At 60.1% G+C, this 15808-nt stretch carries 13 protein-coding genes and 2 pseudogenes; 10 read left to right on the plus strand and 5 right to left on the minus strand.

The window, feature by feature from the left end; translation table 11 throughout:
* Positions 1 to 102 precede the first annotated feature (102 nt).
* Positions 103 to 1035, plus strand: coding sequence for an SDR family NAD(P)-dependent oxidoreductase (locus NUH86_RS21235; protein ID WP_267252466.1), 933 nt, complete (start codon positions 103 to 105; stop codon positions 1033 to 1035).
* A gap of 263 nt (positions 1036 to 1298) precedes the next feature.
* The gene (locus NUH86_RS21240) at positions 1299 to 1742 is read left to right on the plus strand and encodes a nitroreductase family protein (RefSeq protein WP_267252467.1); all 444 of its coding nucleotides are present in this window, start codon (positions 1299 to 1301) and stop codon (positions 1740 to 1742) included.
* Between the two features lie 162 nt (positions 1743 to 1904).
* Here the strand turns inward: NUH86_RS21240 and NUH86_RS21245 are convergent, their stop codons facing one another.
* Complete coding sequence (locus NUH86_RS21245; RefSeq protein WP_267252468.1) at positions 1905 to 2996, minus strand: helix-turn-helix domain-containing protein; 1092 nt, start codon at positions 2994 to 2996, stop codon at positions 1905 to 1907.
* Positions 2997 to 3447: 451 nt separating this feature from the next.
* Here NUH86_RS21245 and NUH86_RS21250 point away from each other — a divergent pair, with 451 nt between their 5' ends.
* On the plus strand, positions 3448 to 4773 hold the full coding sequence (locus tag NUH86_RS21250) for an NtaA/DmoA family FMN-dependent monooxygenase (protein ID WP_267252469.1): 1326 nt from the start codon (positions 3448 to 3450) through the stop codon (positions 4771 to 4773).
* Positions 4774 to 4791: 18 nt separating this feature from the next.
* The gene (locus NUH86_RS21255) at positions 4792 to 5280 is read left to right on the plus strand and encodes a flavin reductase family protein (RefSeq protein ID WP_267253021.1); all 489 of its coding nucleotides are present in this window, start codon (positions 4792 to 4794) and stop codon (positions 5278 to 5280) included.
* A gap of 342 nt (positions 5281 to 5622) precedes the next feature.
* Here NUH86_RS21255 and NUH86_RS21260 read toward each other — a convergent pair whose 3' ends face one another.
* Positions 5623 to 6300 (minus strand): nitroreductase, encoded by a 678-nt coding sequence (locus NUH86_RS21260; protein WP_267252470.1) that lies wholly within the window; start codon positions 6298 to 6300, stop codon positions 5623 to 5625.
* Positions 6301 to 6390: 90 nt separating this feature from the next.
* On the opposite strand from NUH86_RS21260, the gene NUH86_RS21265 reads away from it, so the two are divergent.
* Entirely contained in the window at positions 6391 to 6828 is a 438-nt protein-coding gene (locus NUH86_RS21265) for a MarR family winged helix-turn-helix transcriptional regulator (RefSeq protein ID WP_267250378.1), read from the plus strand.
* Positions 6829 to 6849: 21 nt separating this feature from the next.
* Here the strand turns inward: NUH86_RS21265 and NUH86_RS21270 are convergent.
* A pseudogene (locus tag NUH86_RS21270) lies at positions 6850 to 6996 on the minus strand (integrase); the annotation flags it as partial.
* 138 nt (positions 6997 to 7134) lie between these two features.
* Between NUH86_RS21270 and NUH86_RS21275 the strand changes: the two are divergent.
* The 3 genes from NUH86_RS21275 (at position 7135) to NUH86_RS21285 (ending at position 8940) form a co-directional block, all read left to right on the plus strand.
* Positions 7135 to 7749 (plus strand): hypothetical protein, encoded by a 615-nt coding sequence (locus tag NUH86_RS21275; protein ID WP_267252471.1) that lies wholly within the window; start codon positions 7135 to 7137, stop codon positions 7747 to 7749.
* Between the two features lie 94 nt (positions 7750 to 7843).
* Complete coding sequence (locus tag NUH86_RS21280; RefSeq protein WP_267252472.1) at positions 7844 to 8257, plus strand: antitoxin Xre-like helix-turn-helix domain-containing protein; 414 nt, start codon at positions 7844 to 7846, stop codon at positions 8255 to 8257.
* Complete coding sequence (locus NUH86_RS21285) at positions 8257 to 8940, plus strand: RES family NAD+ phosphorylase (RefSeq protein WP_267252473.1); 684 nt, start codon at positions 8257 to 8259, stop codon at positions 8938 to 8940. The genes NUH86_RS21280 and NUH86_RS21285 overlap by 1 nt, the downstream gene beginning before the upstream one ends.
* 51 nt (positions 8941 to 8991) lie before the next feature.
* Here NUH86_RS21285 and NUH86_RS21290 read toward each other — a convergent pair.
* A pseudogene (locus NUH86_RS21290) lies at positions 8992 to 9671 on the minus strand (ParB/RepB/Spo0J family partition protein); the annotation flags it as partial.
* 378 nt (positions 9672 to 10049) lie between these two features.
* On the opposite strand from NUH86_RS21290, the gene NUH86_RS21295 reads away from it, so the two are divergent.
* Both NUH86_RS21295 and NUH86_RS21300 read left to right on the plus strand, forming a co-directional pair.
* The gene (locus NUH86_RS21295; RefSeq protein WP_267252474.1) at positions 10050 to 12353 is read left to right on the plus strand and encodes a TonB-dependent receptor; all 2304 of its coding nucleotides are present in this window, start codon (positions 10050 to 10052) and stop codon (positions 12351 to 12353) included.
* Positions 12354 to 13174: 821 nt separating this feature from the next.
* Entirely contained in the window at positions 13175 to 14104 is a 930-nt protein-coding gene (locus NUH86_RS21300) for a hypothetical protein (RefSeq protein WP_267253022.1), read from the plus strand.
* Positions 14105 to 14577: 473 nt separating this feature from the next.
* On the opposite strand, the gene NUH86_RS21305 is transcribed toward NUH86_RS21300, so the two are convergent.
* The gene (locus NUH86_RS21305) at positions 14578 to 15771 is read right to left on the minus strand and encodes a replication initiator protein A (RefSeq protein WP_267252475.1); all 1194 of its coding nucleotides are present in this window, start codon (positions 15769 to 15771) and stop codon (positions 14578 to 14580) included.
* Between the last annotated feature and the right edge of the window lie 37 nt (positions 15772 to 15808).

Raw genomic sequence — 15808 nt, forward strand, 5'->3', positions numbered from 1 at the left:
CGTCCCGCCGGGAAATGAGCGAGACCAGCGACACATCAGGTCCGGGATCGCCGGCGCAGAGGCAATGGAACGAGCCCGAGATGCAGACTGAGGTAATCGAGAATGACTGAACTTCGATTCGACGGACGCGTGGCCGTGGTCACGGGCGCAGCAAGGGGTTTGGGGCGAGCCTACGCCGAACTGCTTGCTTCGCGCGGCGCGAAAGTGATTGTCAACGACCCGGGCGGCAATCTTGCAGGTGAAGGGGGCGATACGCGGCCTGCTCAGGAAGCGGCGGATGCCATTGTCGCGGCAGGAGGCGAAGCCATCGCGAATTTCGACGCGGTGGGAACTGTCAACGCGGCCCAGTCAATTATCAGTCAGGCGATTGATGCGTTCGGGCGCATCGACATCATTGTCAACAATGCGGGCAATTTCCTGCCGCTCCATCCGTTCGAAGAAGCCACGCACGCCAGCTTCAACCGGTTCTTCAGTGTGCATGTTCTGGGCGCGATCGATCTCATCCAGGCAGCATGGCCACATTTCAAACGCCAGAATTACGGCAGAATCGTCAATACCGGCTCCAGCGTAGGCTATTACGGCTCGGCGGGGCGGATCGAATATGGGGTCGCAAAAGGTGCTGTACACGGATTGACCCGCTGCCTCGCGCATGAAGCCGGCGATGCCGATATCCGCGTCAATCTTATCGCGCCTGGCGCGCTCACCCGTCCCGGAGAAGAGCGATTGGGTAACGACGTCAGCGAGGAATTGCGGCGCAGCTTCGGCCCGGCGCTCGTCGCGCCCATCGTGGCGTGGCTCTGCCATGAAAATTGTCCGGTCAGTGGTGCATCTTTCACCTCGATTGCCGGTACGACGACCATGATCGGCGTGGGGGAGACACCGGGTTTTGCCAGCGACGCTCCGACGCTGGAGGATATTCGAGATAATTTCGACCGCATCTGTGGCGCTGGAATGCTAGAGGCGTCATCGCTTGATTTCTGGGACAATGGAGAGACGCAAGGTCGCGAACTCCTGTCACGCTACGGCCGTCGTTAATAGTCTAGAGCGATTTCCAGTCAGATGGCATCATCTGACGTTTAAGAAATCGCGGTAAAACAAAGGAATAGAGCGGTCGATCTGATTCAATCAGATCGAAAACCGCTCTAGAAGAAAGATACCACCTTTTACTTCTGCTTTGTCGAAGCCATCGACCAGCAGGCCTGATGTACGCTATCTGAGGATTGCTGAGTGACGAGTGACAGGCTATTCAGCGAAGTCGTACGGGCGCATTTCTGCCCGACGCTGTTCCGGATGCTAAGATGCGCGCGGTGCTCGACGACGCCCGGCTAGCCCCATCAAATTGCAATACGCAACCATGGCAAGTCCATATCGTCTCAGGCAAGGCGCGCGACGAGCTGAGCGCCGCACTTATTGCCGCCGATGATGCGGGCAACTTCACGCCTGATTTCAGTTTCTCGCTTGATGATTATCATGGTATCTACAGCGAAAGGTCGCAGGCGCAGGGTGCTGCATATTATCAGGCGATCGGCGTCGCCCGGGACGCGCTCATGGATCGCCGCATCGCTTCCCAGCGCAATCTGAAGTTCTTCGACGCGCCCCACGTCGCCATGCTGTTCATGCCGAAGATGGGCGATTGTGTGCGGACTGCAGGTGATCTGGGGGCCTGGGTGGGATCCCGCAGACCATGCTGGGCTTCTTCGCCCAGACGATCCGAGAGACGCTCCAAGTGGGCCAAGACTTGAAGATGCTGTTCGGAATCTCGTTCGGTTACGTCGATCGGTCGCATCCCGCGAACGACTATCGCATCCCGAAGGCGCCCTTGGAAGAAAGCGTGACGTTCCACACATGACAACGAACCGCACGCAATTGAATATTTGGCGGCCAGCTGCGACAATCCAGCATATTCAGCGGTCAGACGTGTGATGCTCCCGGAAAGAAGTAGGGCTTTCGCCGTTCCAGCGACGAAAGGCATTGCTGAAGCTGGCTACCTCAAAGTAGCCCACGCGGTCGGCAATTATTGAGATCGGAAGATCGGTGTCGGTCAACAGCCGCTTCGATTCATGCTGTCGAGCTGCTTCGCGAAGTTCCTGAAACGAGGCGTTTCTGCCGCTCAGGCGGCGTTGAAGGGTTCGCGGTGACAATCCTAACTTTGCTGCTACCTCCCTTATTTCCAGTCCGCAGTTGCCCGGCTGCTTGAGCAGGGTCAGCGTCTGGTGATCGATCTCGGAAGGGGCGCGGACCCAGGAGTCCGATCGGCTGGCCTGGTCGAGATATAACTGGAACAGACCTTCGTTTCCCCGTGGGAGCCTCACGTCCATCAAATTCGAAGACCAGACGAGCCGAGTTCGGTCGATACTGGATTCAAGACGATAGGAAAGGGCAGATGCAAGGCCGGGCGGAACCATTGCAAAAGGAATCCCAATGCATTTCATCGGAAAGGGCCCTTGCCAGAGGCTTTCCAGCATCGTGACCGCCGCAACCAGATCACGAATGACGCTGAAACGCGACAGCTGCGCCGTTATGGCGCTGTTTGCAGGGAAGATGAATTCCATGCCGGTCCAGCCATCGGCGTCGGGTAGCGGAAATGCCATAGCGCCGGTGTATTTGGCTTTGAGGTCCACAATCGTGTCTCTGAAATGCCGCAAGGTGGGTGAGACCACCATTGCTAGACCGAAGGCCTCGAATGCAGGGAAGGAATACTGCCGCCCTACCTCCACCCATGCCTGAAAATCGCCATCGGTTAGGGCCGCGAACTTGGCCTGGAGGGCCATTTCCTGCGCCCATCCTACCCGTCGTCCCGGCTGGTACATCACCTCTGGCGAAATGCCGACGCTCTTGAGGATCGCGACGGGATCACGTCCCTTGCGGCGCAAGGCCGCACTGAGAATCCCCACGCTGATCGCCGGGACCTCCAACCAGTAATGCGCACAATCGACATCGCGCAGTTGAGGATATTCGGACGATGCTGCCTCTCCGTTCTCCGCTGCGCTTGTCACCGACGAGGAACCTCGATCTGCCCGCTGTGTAGCCTAGATGCTTCCACGAAAAGCCAAGATAACGGCGACCAGCGGTAGCTTATAGCGCATGCTATCTCATGGCAGACGGCCGCGCAAGGTCGCGGTCTCGTTGCCGGTCGTAAACGAAATGTGAACAAGGCGGCGATTCTTTAAGCAGGCGCGACTCTCCTGCTCACGGTGAGCCATTCGCTCGTTTGACGTGAAGCAACAAAAGTTTGACGCATCTCCACAACTAGGAGGCGCGCGAAAAGATGTATGGAGGGAAACGCAAGATAAGACCAAACAGGCATTCCCGCAACAAAGGTTGTTTTCGGCTGATTCAAGGGGGCGGAGTTCTGCGACACCAGTTGCCACGTCCTTCCGATCGGGAGATCCCCGACGTCAGTTCCGGACATCCTGCTGGATTGCCATCAATTGCAGAGAGGATGGTATGACCCACATTCCCTTGGCAGTAATGCCACACATCGGCGGGTGGCATCTTGCATCGTGGCGTCGGCCGGCTTCGCAGGCCAGCCGTTCCTGGGACCCGTACCTTTGGATCGATCTCGCCCGCGCGGCGGAGCGTGCAAAATTCGATGCCATATTTTTCGGCGACCAGTATTCACTCATTCCGGTTCCGGAACATCTGCGCCCCAACACGGCCCGCATGGGCTCATGGGATGCGCTGGTCATCTCCACCGCGATAGCTGCTCAGACCAGCAAGGTCGGCATCGTCGCGACAGCCTTCACCGAGTTCGTGGCGCCCTATGCGATGGCCCGTCAATTTGCGACGCTGGACCACATCAGCGCCGGCCGCGTCGCCTGGAACGTGGTGACGTCAGGGACGCCCGGGGACCAGAGGAACTTTTCGAGCAAGCCTTTGGCCGACCCCGTAAGCCGCTATGAACGGGCAGCCGAATATGTCGATGTCGTCAAGGGGCTGTGGGACAGTTGGGAGGACGACGCGGTCATCAATGATCGCGAGAGCGGAGTCTTCTTCGATGCCGGCAAGCTGCACAAGCTCGACCACCACGGCAAGCACTTCGATATTACCGGTCCACTGAACGTGGCGCGCCCGGTGCAAGGGTATCCGGTGATCGCACAGGCCGGGGGTTCCGGGCCGGGCAAGCAGCTTGCCGGCTCCATCGGCGAGTTGCTCTTCACCCCCCTGTCTGGAACTGCCGCGGCCGCCTATTGCGCCGAAGTAAGGGAGATTGCGGGCAATGCTGGTCGTAAACCAGGCGAAATCATCGTGCTCGCCCAACTGACGCCGATTGTCGGTAAAACCCGGGAAGAAGCCGAGGAAAAATGGCGCTGGTTGCAGTCGAAGCTGCCCGAGGAACTGCTGCGCCAGCCGATTGAGCTGATGCTCGGAGGCGTGGACCTGGCCGAGTTCTCGCCCGACACGCTCATCACGGACCTTGAACTGAGTGGAGGCATCGAAGGGTTCCGCAACGCGGTTCTTTCCTATCGCAACGCCGACGGATCGGTTCCGACGATCGCAGAGCTCCTGAGAGGCTATCGCGGACCGGGAACCGTGGTCGGCAGCGCCGAGGACATCGCCGACTACATGGAGCTGGAAGTCGCGGGAGGGTGCTGTGACGGGTTTCTCTTGCTGCTTCACGGCGTGCCGGAGGACTTTGAGGACTTTTGCGAGCTCGTGGTTCCCGAGCTGCGCAAGCGCGGTCGCTTCCGGAGCGAATATGACGACGATGGCACGCTGCGTGGGCGCCTTGGACTCCAAAGGCCGGCCAATCGCCATGGCTGTCCTGTTTGATGAAAGCGCGAGCCAATGATGACCAATCAATTCGATTCCACCGACTTCCGCAATGTGCTGGGACACTATCCAACCGGGGTGTGTGCAATCACGGCCATGGATGCGGGCATGCAAGTCGGCATGATTGTTGGTTCCTTCACTTCAGTGTCGCTCGATCCTCCGCTCGTGGCATTTTTTCCCAGTCGTACCTCCACCAGCTGGCCGAAGATCGAAAGCGCGGGGCGCTTTTGCGTGAACGTTCTTGCCAGCGATCAGCGGGATGTGTGTCGGGCGATATCATCGAAAGCTGCAAATAGGTTTGCGGATGTTCCCCATGAAATCAGCGAGTCGGGCTTACTAATGATTAACGGCGCGCAGGCCTGGATCGATTGCACTCTCGTCGCGGTTCACGAGGCGGGCGATCATCTCATAACGGTCGGCCAGGTCCATGCCCTAGCGGCCGATCAATCGCGTTCGCCGCTCATATTCCACAAGGGCGGATTTAAACAGGTTGTTGATTGCCACTGAGAGTTTGACCCGTCCGATATTGTGTTTCGGATATCATTGGGGTCAAGACGCGGCACGACATCGAACATTCGCAGGACGGGCGCCGCCGCGAGTAGCAGCGCTGTCAGGGGTCAAAGCCCGGTTTATGATAATACTTCCCAAGGCCGTAGATGGCGATGCGCTCCTCGCTCTCGCTACGGTCGAGCAGATACTGGACTTTCTCTTCAAGCGTCATCGCATATATCCCTTTTGTGCAACGAGATGGCACGCCGCAGCGAACGACCTCAGCAAGGACGACAATATCTCATAAGAAACCGGAGAAGAGGGCCGGCACTGCTTCCTCCAAACGTCAATGGGGCGTTACTACCCGTGGAAAGTGACGCTCTCTTCGAGCGGCGCCTTGCCGATCCGATAGCTGTTGGCGTCAGATGACTCATCGGGATAACCAAAGGAAATGCCGAACAGCATCTTCAAAGACGGATCGATCCCAAGCGACTCCCGGATCGTCTCGGCGTAGAAGCCGAGCATGGTCTGGGGAATTCCGCCAAGGCCATGCGCGGTGAGCGACAACAGGAACGTCTGCGCATACATGCCGATGTCGCCAGCGACGCGAACGGAGTCGCCAAACGCCGGCATGAAAAGAAGGGCGACATGCGGCGCGCCGAAGAATTCCAGGTTGAACAGCGAGGCGGTACGGCGCTCATCGAAGGCGTCTCGCGACACGCCGATTGCCTGGTAATAGGCAGCTCCCTGCGCTCTGGATCGCTCACTATAGATGCCGTGAAAGTCAGCCGTCGCGAAGCTGAAATCGGGCGTCCACCGCCCCGCTTCGTCGGCGGCGAGCAGGGCCTGGCTGAGGGTATCTCGCGCGCCGCCAGATACGATGTGAACCTGCCAGGGCTGGGTATTGCAGTTTGACGGGGCGTGCTGGGCATCCTCGACCACCCGGCGGATCACCGCATCGGAAACCGGAGTCGGCAAAAAGCGGCGAACGGAATGACGGTCACGCACAACGTCATGGAACAGCGGGGATTGGGGCATCTTGCAGATTTCCTGTCGAACAAGGGGAAGCGAATCAACGCAATTGCATTTTACCTAGCGCGCAAGATGAATGTGCGCTAGGGGTTCCGCATGGACGCCGAAAGAAACCGTCGTAAAGCCGGAAGGCATCTGTCGTTTTCGCTGTACGGGGCGGCCAACCGGATGATCCGGTTGCACAAGCCGTTTCTCGCGCCCCTCGGCCTCACATTCCCGCAATATCTGGTGGTCCTCGCTTTGCTGGATGATACACCATGCTCCGTCGGCGCGCTCGGCGCTCGCACCGATATGGATACAGGAACGATCACGCCGCTGGTGAAGCGCCTCCAGGCTGCCGGCATCGTCACGCGGACGCGCGACGCGGATGACGAGCGCCGGGTGCTGGTCGACCTCACCCCTAAGGGACGCGGACTGGAAGCGGAAGTTCGGGCCGTGACGGGCAAGATCAAGTCCGCTTGTCAGCTCACTGACCGGGACATGGATGACCTTAGCCATACGCTCGACGCGCTGGCACGCGCGGCGCAGGAGTGAACCTCATTGTTGGAAGGACCGTTTCATGCGCAGCGCGTCCATGATCCCGGCGAGGTCCTCGCCGCTGGCGAACAGGTCCTGGTTGAGTCCCACCCGCGTCGAATGGGCGCTGATCCCCTTGAGCAGGCGCGCGAGATCGTCTGCTGTCAAATCACCCAATCTGGCGCGCAAGAGGCCCTAACGAAGGCGGCTGATCCGGCGCAGCAGGCAGGCATCAACGACGATACCGCCCTACCCTTCGCCGGTCTGGCCCGTCTCAACGCCCTTCTGTGTGCCGATCCGCTATTCGCGCCGGTGGAACGCGCGGTGAAGAGCTTTTCGCTCGGGGATCGTGAGGTGGCAATCGAGCAGACCGCCCCACGCACTCCGCTCTGGGCCGTCGGCACGGCACTGGGTCGCCTGCTGAGCGCAAGCGGGACTTGGGCCCGCGCCCTACCCTGCCCGGGCGCGGTGACCGCTGAGGCCCTTCAGCCGCAGCTCTGGCCGGGCGAACGGGCGCTGCTGGCCGCGCGCAGCCTCCATGCCAGCGCTATGCGGCTTTGTGAGCTGGTCGCCGACGCACGGAGGCGAGCGGCGCTGATGGGCGAGCAGTTGGGGCACCTGCGCTCGAGCGTGCGGGCACCGCAGGTATGGACCTTCCTCTCCGCGTTCGCGCCGCTCGGACTCAATCAAATCGGCTTGGCGTTCGGCGTCAGTCGGCGCGGCACTTATGCGATTAGCGACGCCCTCGAGGCAACAGGTTTGGCGCAGCGGAAGACGGTCAAGGGCAAGGTTTTGCTGGTCGCCGACGAACCCCGCAGAGATCGGCTCTCGCCGTCCCTGGACCAGGCTCCCGCCATCCCCCGTGCGGCAATGGCCGAATTTGATGCAGCGATGGCCGATATCGACCGGCTGCTCAGCGGCAGTTCTCGCCAACACTGACGAAGTCTCGCATCGATATTCCGTATAGAAAATGATCCAATCGTTGACTTTCGTACAGATATAGTACATATGAATGAGTAGAAGGAGATGGCCGATGGCCACAGCTGCCCATTCTGCCCGCCGGGAAAGACCCATTCGCGCCAAGGCGCCCAGCCGTAAGGATCTGACGGGTCCGGCGCTGCGCACATTCTTCCGCATCGCCGACGCATGGGGCCTCAAGGAAGCCGAGCAAATGAAGCTGCTCGGGCTCGACAACCGTTCGACATTCCAAACCTGGAAGCGCGGCGCAGTTGCGGCCATCCCCAAGGACGCGCTCGAGCGAATTTCCTATGTCATGGGGATATACAAGGGGCTGAAAATCCTCCTGCCTCGCTCGGCTGACGAATGGGTTCGTAAGCCCAACGAGGCACCGCTGTTCGCTGGACGTCCGGCGATCGAACGGATGGCCTCGGGCAATGTCGCCGATCTCTACGTGGTGCGCCAATATATCGACGCACAGCGCGGCTGATGGATGCCATTGCGATGACTCAGGTGCGGTGGCAACCGTGCTACCGGATCGTCGCAAGCCGCTTTCCGCCCATATCGCTGTTTGAAGACGTCGCAGACCCGGCCGATTTGGAAGCAGTCTATGCGATAGAGGCGATGACCAACGACCGGCTCCGCGACGAAGTCGGCGATCTCGCACTCGTCCCGCCGGATGACCGGGTCTCGGGATCCGGCACGACGGCAATCATGGCGGCGTTCACCCACCTCAATCCCGATGGCAGCCGGTTCTGTGACGGCAGCTTCGGGGTGTTCTACGCAGCCAGGACGATCGAGACCGCCGTCGCTGAGACGAGCCATCACCGAACCCGCTTCATGGCATATACCCATGAACCGGCCCAGGAACTCGATATGCGTGTCTATGCGGTCGACCTGGATGCCATGCTGCACGACATTCGCGACCTGCGCGATGAACGCCCTGCCCTCTACGCCGCAGACAGCTATGCGGCCGGTCAGGTGCTCGCCCGGGATCTCCGTGAGCAAGGCTCGGATGGCATCGTATACCAAAGCGTGCGCCACGCCGGCGGCGAATGCGCTGCGGTGTTCCGCCCTCGCCTGCTCGCCAACTGCCGACAGGAGCGTCACCTGTGCTACGTCTGGGATGGCCGCGCGATCATCACTGTCTACGAGAAGAAGGCGTTTATCTGACTGTTCGACAGCCAGGATGTCGGATTACCTCTCGTTGCGACGCGACTCTTCCTACGCCCAATGCCGGTCAAGCAGCGCTTTCAACGCAGTCTCTGCTTCAGCGCGGGTCCCACCGGCATGTGGCAGCAAGCTAAGCTTGAGACCCTTGCGATCCGCAGCCTCCACCTTCAGCAGCGGCTTACCCGCCTCCGACAGGATGGTTTCCGCCTTTCCTGACTTCTTGGGGGATCCTGACTTCTGGGGGGGATCAGCGGCGAGAGCGAGCGCGCGGATAACATCAGGAACCGCCATAGGCGCCGTAGAATCAACCTTCTGCTTTGCAAGCCGCGTCGCTTCGTCAAAAACGCGCTGCCGCCGCTCCTCGGGCTTCAACAGCGGCTTGATCGCTGTCACATGTTTGATCCTCAAATCCTGCGGCACCGCGAAGGCCGCCATCAGCTGGGGGGCAGCCGCGCAAGATCCAGATAGCGGCTGAGCCAGCTTTCGGTCACGTTGATCCGCTCGGCCATAATCTTCTGCCGACCTTCATAATAGGCATCGAGCGCGCGCAGATAGTCGCGGGCGCGCTCGAGATCGGTGAGATCATCCCGGGCCCGGTTTTCGAGATCGGCAAGGCGGAAGGTCTCCTCGTCGGTGAGGTTGCGGATATCGATGAGGAAACGAAAATCTGGATAGATGTGGGCATGCAGCCAGCTAATCGTCCAGTGCCGCCGGGCGCCGCAGATCACCTCTTCACGACGCCCGGAGCCGGCGGTTCGGTCGTGCCGCTGATCAGGGAAGCGATCGCTAACGGCGAACTCTTTCGTGCCCCCCATTTGAGTATGCTTGTGCCATCAACGACATTGATCATCGAACGACCAAGCCCAAACATCCATACACCCGGCGCACTTTCGCACAGCGCGCAATTGCAGTTCGCAATGTGAACACTCACCGCATTGCAATTGCAGGCGCGCGATGTTCGCATCATATTGGTTTCCAACAGTCAACCTTTAAATTGTGATCACGGCTCATATTAATTTCAGGCGGATTACAAGAAATCCCTGAACTGATGACGTGCGGGCAATGATCATTGTCACCTATTGATGATGTGTGCCGTCATATTCCAATAAATGCGGCGACGATCGCATATTTATAGCTCTTGCATATCATACCAGGAGGGGAGTTACATGAAAACCAGAGCGCAGCGCATTTGCGCATTGTCGATCTCGGCGTTGAGTATTGGACTCACTTCGCCGGCTTGGGCTCAAGCGGCAGGCAGCGCGCAGGATCTGACGGGCGCAGACGCTGAGCATGCGGCGACCGATATCGTCGTGACGGCGCAGCGTCGCGCCGAGAATCTTCAGAAGGTCCCTCTGGCGATCACCGCCTTGAGCGCCGATCAGCTCAACAGTCAGGGCATCGAGACGGTAGCCGATCTCGGCGGCAAGGTTCCCGGGCTTTCGGTCCAGAAATTCAATGGCATTGTGCAGCCCTTCCTCCGGGGGATCGGATCGAGCACGTCGACCGCCGGTGTGGAATCGAGCGTCGCCGTCTACCTTGATGGCGTGTATTTCTCGCGGCTTCCATCCAGCTTCTTCGACCTTGCAAATGTCGAGCGGGTCGAGGTTCTCAAGGGACCGCAGGGCACACTTTTCGGTCGAAATTCGACCGGAGGCGTCATCAATGTGGTCACGCGCGAGCCCTCGTTCAATCCCGAACTTAAGGCGAGCATCGGCTATGGTCGCTTCGATGCCGTCGATGGAAGCATGTATGTGTCATCAGGGTTGAGCGACACAGTGGCGATGTCCGCGTCCGTGACAGGCAAGACAAGCGACGGATATGGTTTCAACGCGATCACCGACAACCGCTACGCCTTCGAAGACAGCCTGCTGATTAATTCCAAGCTGATGTTCAAGCCGAGCGCAGATTCCAAGGTTCTCCTCAGCGGCTTCTATTCGTGGTCGGAAAACTCGGGCAACAAGGCCGCTTTCCCGGGAACGTCGAGCCTCGGCCTGAACTATTATTATGATCAGATTCTGGGTCTGGGCCTCGGCGTTCCGCGCGCGGGAAACGTGTATGGCGACAACGCGCCAGACGCCAGGAAGCTGGGTTTCTACGAGTCGGTCAGCGATCCCGACCAGCGCGACGAATTCAAGGTCTATGGCGGCTCGCTGAAGATCGAGCAGAATCTCGGCATTGCGACCCTGGTGAGCATTTCGGGATATTCCCACGTCTCGCAAAACAGCAGCTATGGCGATTACGTGCCGGCGCCCGCTCCGCCCGCACCGATCGAATTCCTCGTCCCCGCCTATTCGCGCGTCAACCTTTTCACACAGGAACTGCAGCTCGTTAGCAAGCGCGGCTCCGCGTTCGACTGGATTTTTGGCCTCTACTATCTCAACAGCAAGACCTCCTACACCGCGGATACGGTCTTCGACATCCCTCTCTTCTATGGAGATACCCCGCTGACCGCACCAGCCGCGGCGCGCGTCAAATCCTACGCGGCCTATGCGCAGGCGAGCTACAATGTGACTCCGGAACTTAAATTCACCGGTGGACTGCGCTATACATGGGACAAGACCTCGGGCGAGGGATCACAGGGAGGAGTCGTGGTCGTCCCGCCGGATACCAGCAAGGTCCACAAGCCCAGCTACAAGGTGGCCGTCGACTATCAGGTCACGCCGGACGTCATGGTCTATGCGCTCTACTCGCACGGCTTCAAGTCAGGGGCCTACAACATCCTAACCTACTCTTCGCCGGCAACCGATCCAGAGGAACTGGACGACTATGAAATCGGCTTGAAGACCGAACTTTTCGATCGCCGGGCGCGCTTCAACGTTGCGGCCTTCTGGTACGATATCAACAATCCCCAAGTTCAGCTCATCACCAACGGCACGACATTTCTGTCGAATGCGGGGGGAGCGAGGGTCAAAGGCGCCGAAGCCGACCTGACGGTCCGAGCAGCGCAGGGCCTTAATCTGCGTGGGAGCCTTTCCTATCTCGACGCCAAATATACCGACTATACAAATGCTCCCGCCGGGCGACCCAATTTCGTGCTGGGCGGGTCCGATGTCCTCCCGCCGATCGACGCATCAGGCAACCGCCTTCCCTTCGCGGCGAAGTGGAGTTTCAACCTGGGCGGAGACTATACGATCGACACCGGCGTCGGCGCTATTACCTTGACGGCGGACTGGTTCCACAACAGCGGCTACACCTTCGAACCGGACGAATTCCTACGGCAGGGGGCCTACGATCTCGTCAACGCGCAGATCAAGCTGCAGGCGAGCGACAATCTCGCCGTCCGCTTCTGGGGCCGGAATCTTCTTGATAAGAAAATCGTAGCCGGTGCCGCATCGCAATATGGCTATGCCGGCTATCCATGGAGTCCCGCTCCGCCGCTCACCTACGGCATGGCCTTCGACTTCTCGTTTTAGAACTACTTTGGCAGATAGAAGGCACCCACTGCAATCTTCGTTGATTCTAGAGGTCCGATCATGTCCTGCCGATGATGCGCTGGAGATGATATCCTCCTCCATGGCGATATCATTTGATGGCGCTCGATCGGGTTGAATTCCCGGTGATGGGATCGATGGCTATATTGCCTTGCTGGATGACGGTGATGGTCGAGTACTGATAATTTTACCGGCGATCGTTCATAAACATTGGATGCGCTCCCCTCCCGGCCTTTCGCCTGATGGATCGAAGTGCGGCATGATCGAGCTTGCGCAAGAACCTGGATAGGTCCGCCAGGGTTGGATTCATCAAATGTCGCATGGGCTGATGAGTTGGATGCTTCGTTCGCAAAGTCGCATAGGGGCGACACGGGGAAATTCAAGCGAGATTGCCTAAAATTTAGGCAGCCTCAGAGCCTCCTCTGAGAGGCAAAAGCGGCTGCTCCGATGTCGTCCTATGCCGGGACCGTCGTCAATGGCTGGCGAGCCTCCAGAAGCCAAATAAGGGCAATTCCACTTTTGTTCTCTCCATGCCGTTCTCATGCTCTATTCCATCGCAGCGCCGGAAGTTTGGAATGGCCGTCTGGCCGGGACAGTTGCCTTGCCGGGCGGGCAGCCGGAGAAGCCCAGGCCGGGGCAATCGTCCTTTTCAACAGAAGGCTGGCGGGAGCCGTCCTTTCATGGCATAAGCATGTCGGCTGGCGGGCCGTCGAAATTCGCCCCCTACCCCTCCCCTTATCCTCATAGTGTATACAACCAACCCTGCTCTTTGGTTGTAGGGCGATATGCGCTATATGTTGGAAATGCGCGATTTTTCGTCTTCCGCGGATCATGCCCTCCTCCTTCTTGGACGGCTTGACGGGCGGCTTTGCAACAGCCCGGCGACAGATATCTGGCTGGCCAGGGCAAGATTGAAGGGCGCGGCGGCATTGGCCAGCTTCGCGGGCGTGCCGGTTTTTGTCGCGGACCTGCAAAACTGGATTTGCGGACGGACGCCGCCGCCCCGCCATAGCGAGGGGCTGAACGATCCGCTGTCGGTCGCGGCCCTGTTCCATTTCGCCCTGTCCGCGACGGACGGCCACGACCCGATCGTTCGGGCGACGCTCAACATTTCGCGGACGCTGCTGGATGACCGGAAGGAAGCGGATTTATGGGCGCCGGAGGATCTGGTGCGCTTCGGTCCCGCCTGGCGGATGGCGCGGATGCTGATCGAGGCCCCCTACCCCACCGCTTCCTTTCAGGCGATCGCCCAGCGGCTGATCGACGCCAGGGCCAGCCTGGACGCACCGGTCGCGGAAGGGCCGCTGGTGACCACCGCGGATGGACGCCAGTGGCGCATCGAACCGCGGCGCTTCGACATGGGCTGGCTGCTCGCCTGCCATTTGCCCGGAGCGTTCGCCGCGACCGGGCTGAGCCTGCGCCGCTTGCCCTCGCTGGTGGATCTGCCGCGCTTCCTGCCGGACGATGCGGGCCTGCTGGCGGAAAGGATCGCCGCCATGGTCGCGCGGCAGGCTGGGCAGGGATTGACCGATCTGGACCGGCTGGAGGCGAAGCTGAAGCGCCTGCCCGCCGAATTGCAGGTGACGCGGCGGAGCAAGGCGCCGTTGCTGATGCGGCTGTTGCTGGCCTATCCGGGGCTTGGCAAGGCGGCAGTGGCCCGGTTGCTGGGCATTTCCCACCAGGGCGCGACGAAACTGCTGGCGCGGGTCGAGAGCCTGACGGAAGGGGTTTAAAGGAAGCCGGCCTCCTGCCCCCGTCCAGAATCCTTCAAAGCGGGAATCTCCCAGAGAGTTATAAGGTTTCTAGTAGAGTTAAAGAGTTACGGGTCGGTGCGATGCCTTGCGAATCGCCACATTCGCACGAGTCGGGTTGGGAAAGGCGTTCCCATAAGGTCGAATGTCCGTTCCCATAGTGTCGACAGAACCGTTCCTGAAATGTCGGGCAAGCGTTCCTGAAGGAGCGTGAAGCGTTCCCATAGTGTCGAAGGTAGCGGAGCCGTGGCGCTTTGCGTTGGGGGATTGAATCATATTGAGGAGGGTCGGGCGGAAGGAGGTTCAAAACTCGCGGCGGATTTGGGGCGGCGGATTTGGTGGAAGGCGGCTGAGGATTTCGGGGCTGTTCGACCCGACACTTCGGGAACGGAGCCTTGCTCTTGATTTCCGTATTTTTCCGAGCCGTCGGGCGATGCCGCCTGACTTGAAATGCTCTAGAGGCGATGCCGGTTCTTTTCGTCGAAACGGCGGACGAAGCCGATGAACGCCTTCTGATAATTGACCGGGGTGCGGGCCGGATCGGCCCCCAGCCAGTCGCGAAATTCCTGATGCAGGGTCTGATAGTCCCAGCCGGGATATTCGGCGCGCAGGGTCGCCAGCGTCGCGTCCGTGATTTCCCCGGCGCTTGCCCGGGCGGAAAGCCCGGCCAGGGTACGGCGGATCATGTTGCCGGCGTCGACCAGGGCTTCCTTGTCAGCAGCGTGGGCGGATGGGACGGGCCGTGAGGGGGTGGTCGAAGCGCGTGGTTCCGCGGTCTTCGGGGTAGTCTGCATGGTGGGGAGCGGGTCGGCCAGGGTGCGGCGGCGCATGCGGAGCGACGGTTCGCGCTTGCCGTCCGGCTGTTCCAGTTGCACCGTATAACCCGGCAGGGGATCGCGTTCGGCGATCTTGGCGATCTCGAACTTGAAGCGGCGATAGGCGCCTTCTGCTCCGGATTTTTCGAACAGGGTCGGCATGGAGATGGCGAACCCCCCCTCCCCTGCCCCGCCGGCATGTTTGCGCGCAACCTTGTAGAGCCAGCGTTCGCGGCCCCCGGTCAGGTCGAAATAAGCGCGGTCGATGCTGAGCACGCCGCCCTGCATCAGCACGCCTTCATAGAACCAGTTGCTGAGTTCGATGGTCATGCCACGCGAGCGTTCGGTGCGTTCGTCGACGAGCTGGGTCCAGCCGTCGAGCCAGCTAAAGGTCGCTTCGCGGCGGTTTTCGGCGCGGATATTGGTCTTGATCGTGGTGGAGACGAGGCGGTCGAGCGACTGGCCCAGCAATTCATAGGCGCGGCCGGTGGTCGGGCGATGGATGGCGCGCAGCAGGTCATAGGGCATGAGGTGCAGCTTGCGCGGAATGTCGTTGAGACCGCGGCGGGCCATGTCCGCCAGGACGGAAGCGCAATAGATCAGGATGTCGGCGTCCCAGATGGTCGCCATGCCGTAATCCGGATTGGCCGAGACATGGACCCAGGCCTTGCCGTCGGGGGATGTGTAATCGATGGGTTTCACCCGCTTCGACTTGGCGAGGCTGAAGAAGGGGCGCTCCATCATCTCGCGCTGGTCGCGCAGGGGCATGTCCGCAATATAGGGGAGGAAGAGTTCGAATTGGTCGTTGATCGCGGTGCTGGCGGCGCGGGTCATGGGCGGTTCCTGATCATGAAACGCGGCGGCGATGCCA

Origin of the sequence: Sphingobium sp. JS3065 (assembly GCF_026427355.1) — a bacterium.
In the GTDB taxonomy this organism is placed as follows: Bacteria; Pseudomonadota; Alphaproteobacteria; order Sphingomonadales; family Sphingomonadaceae; genus Sphingobium.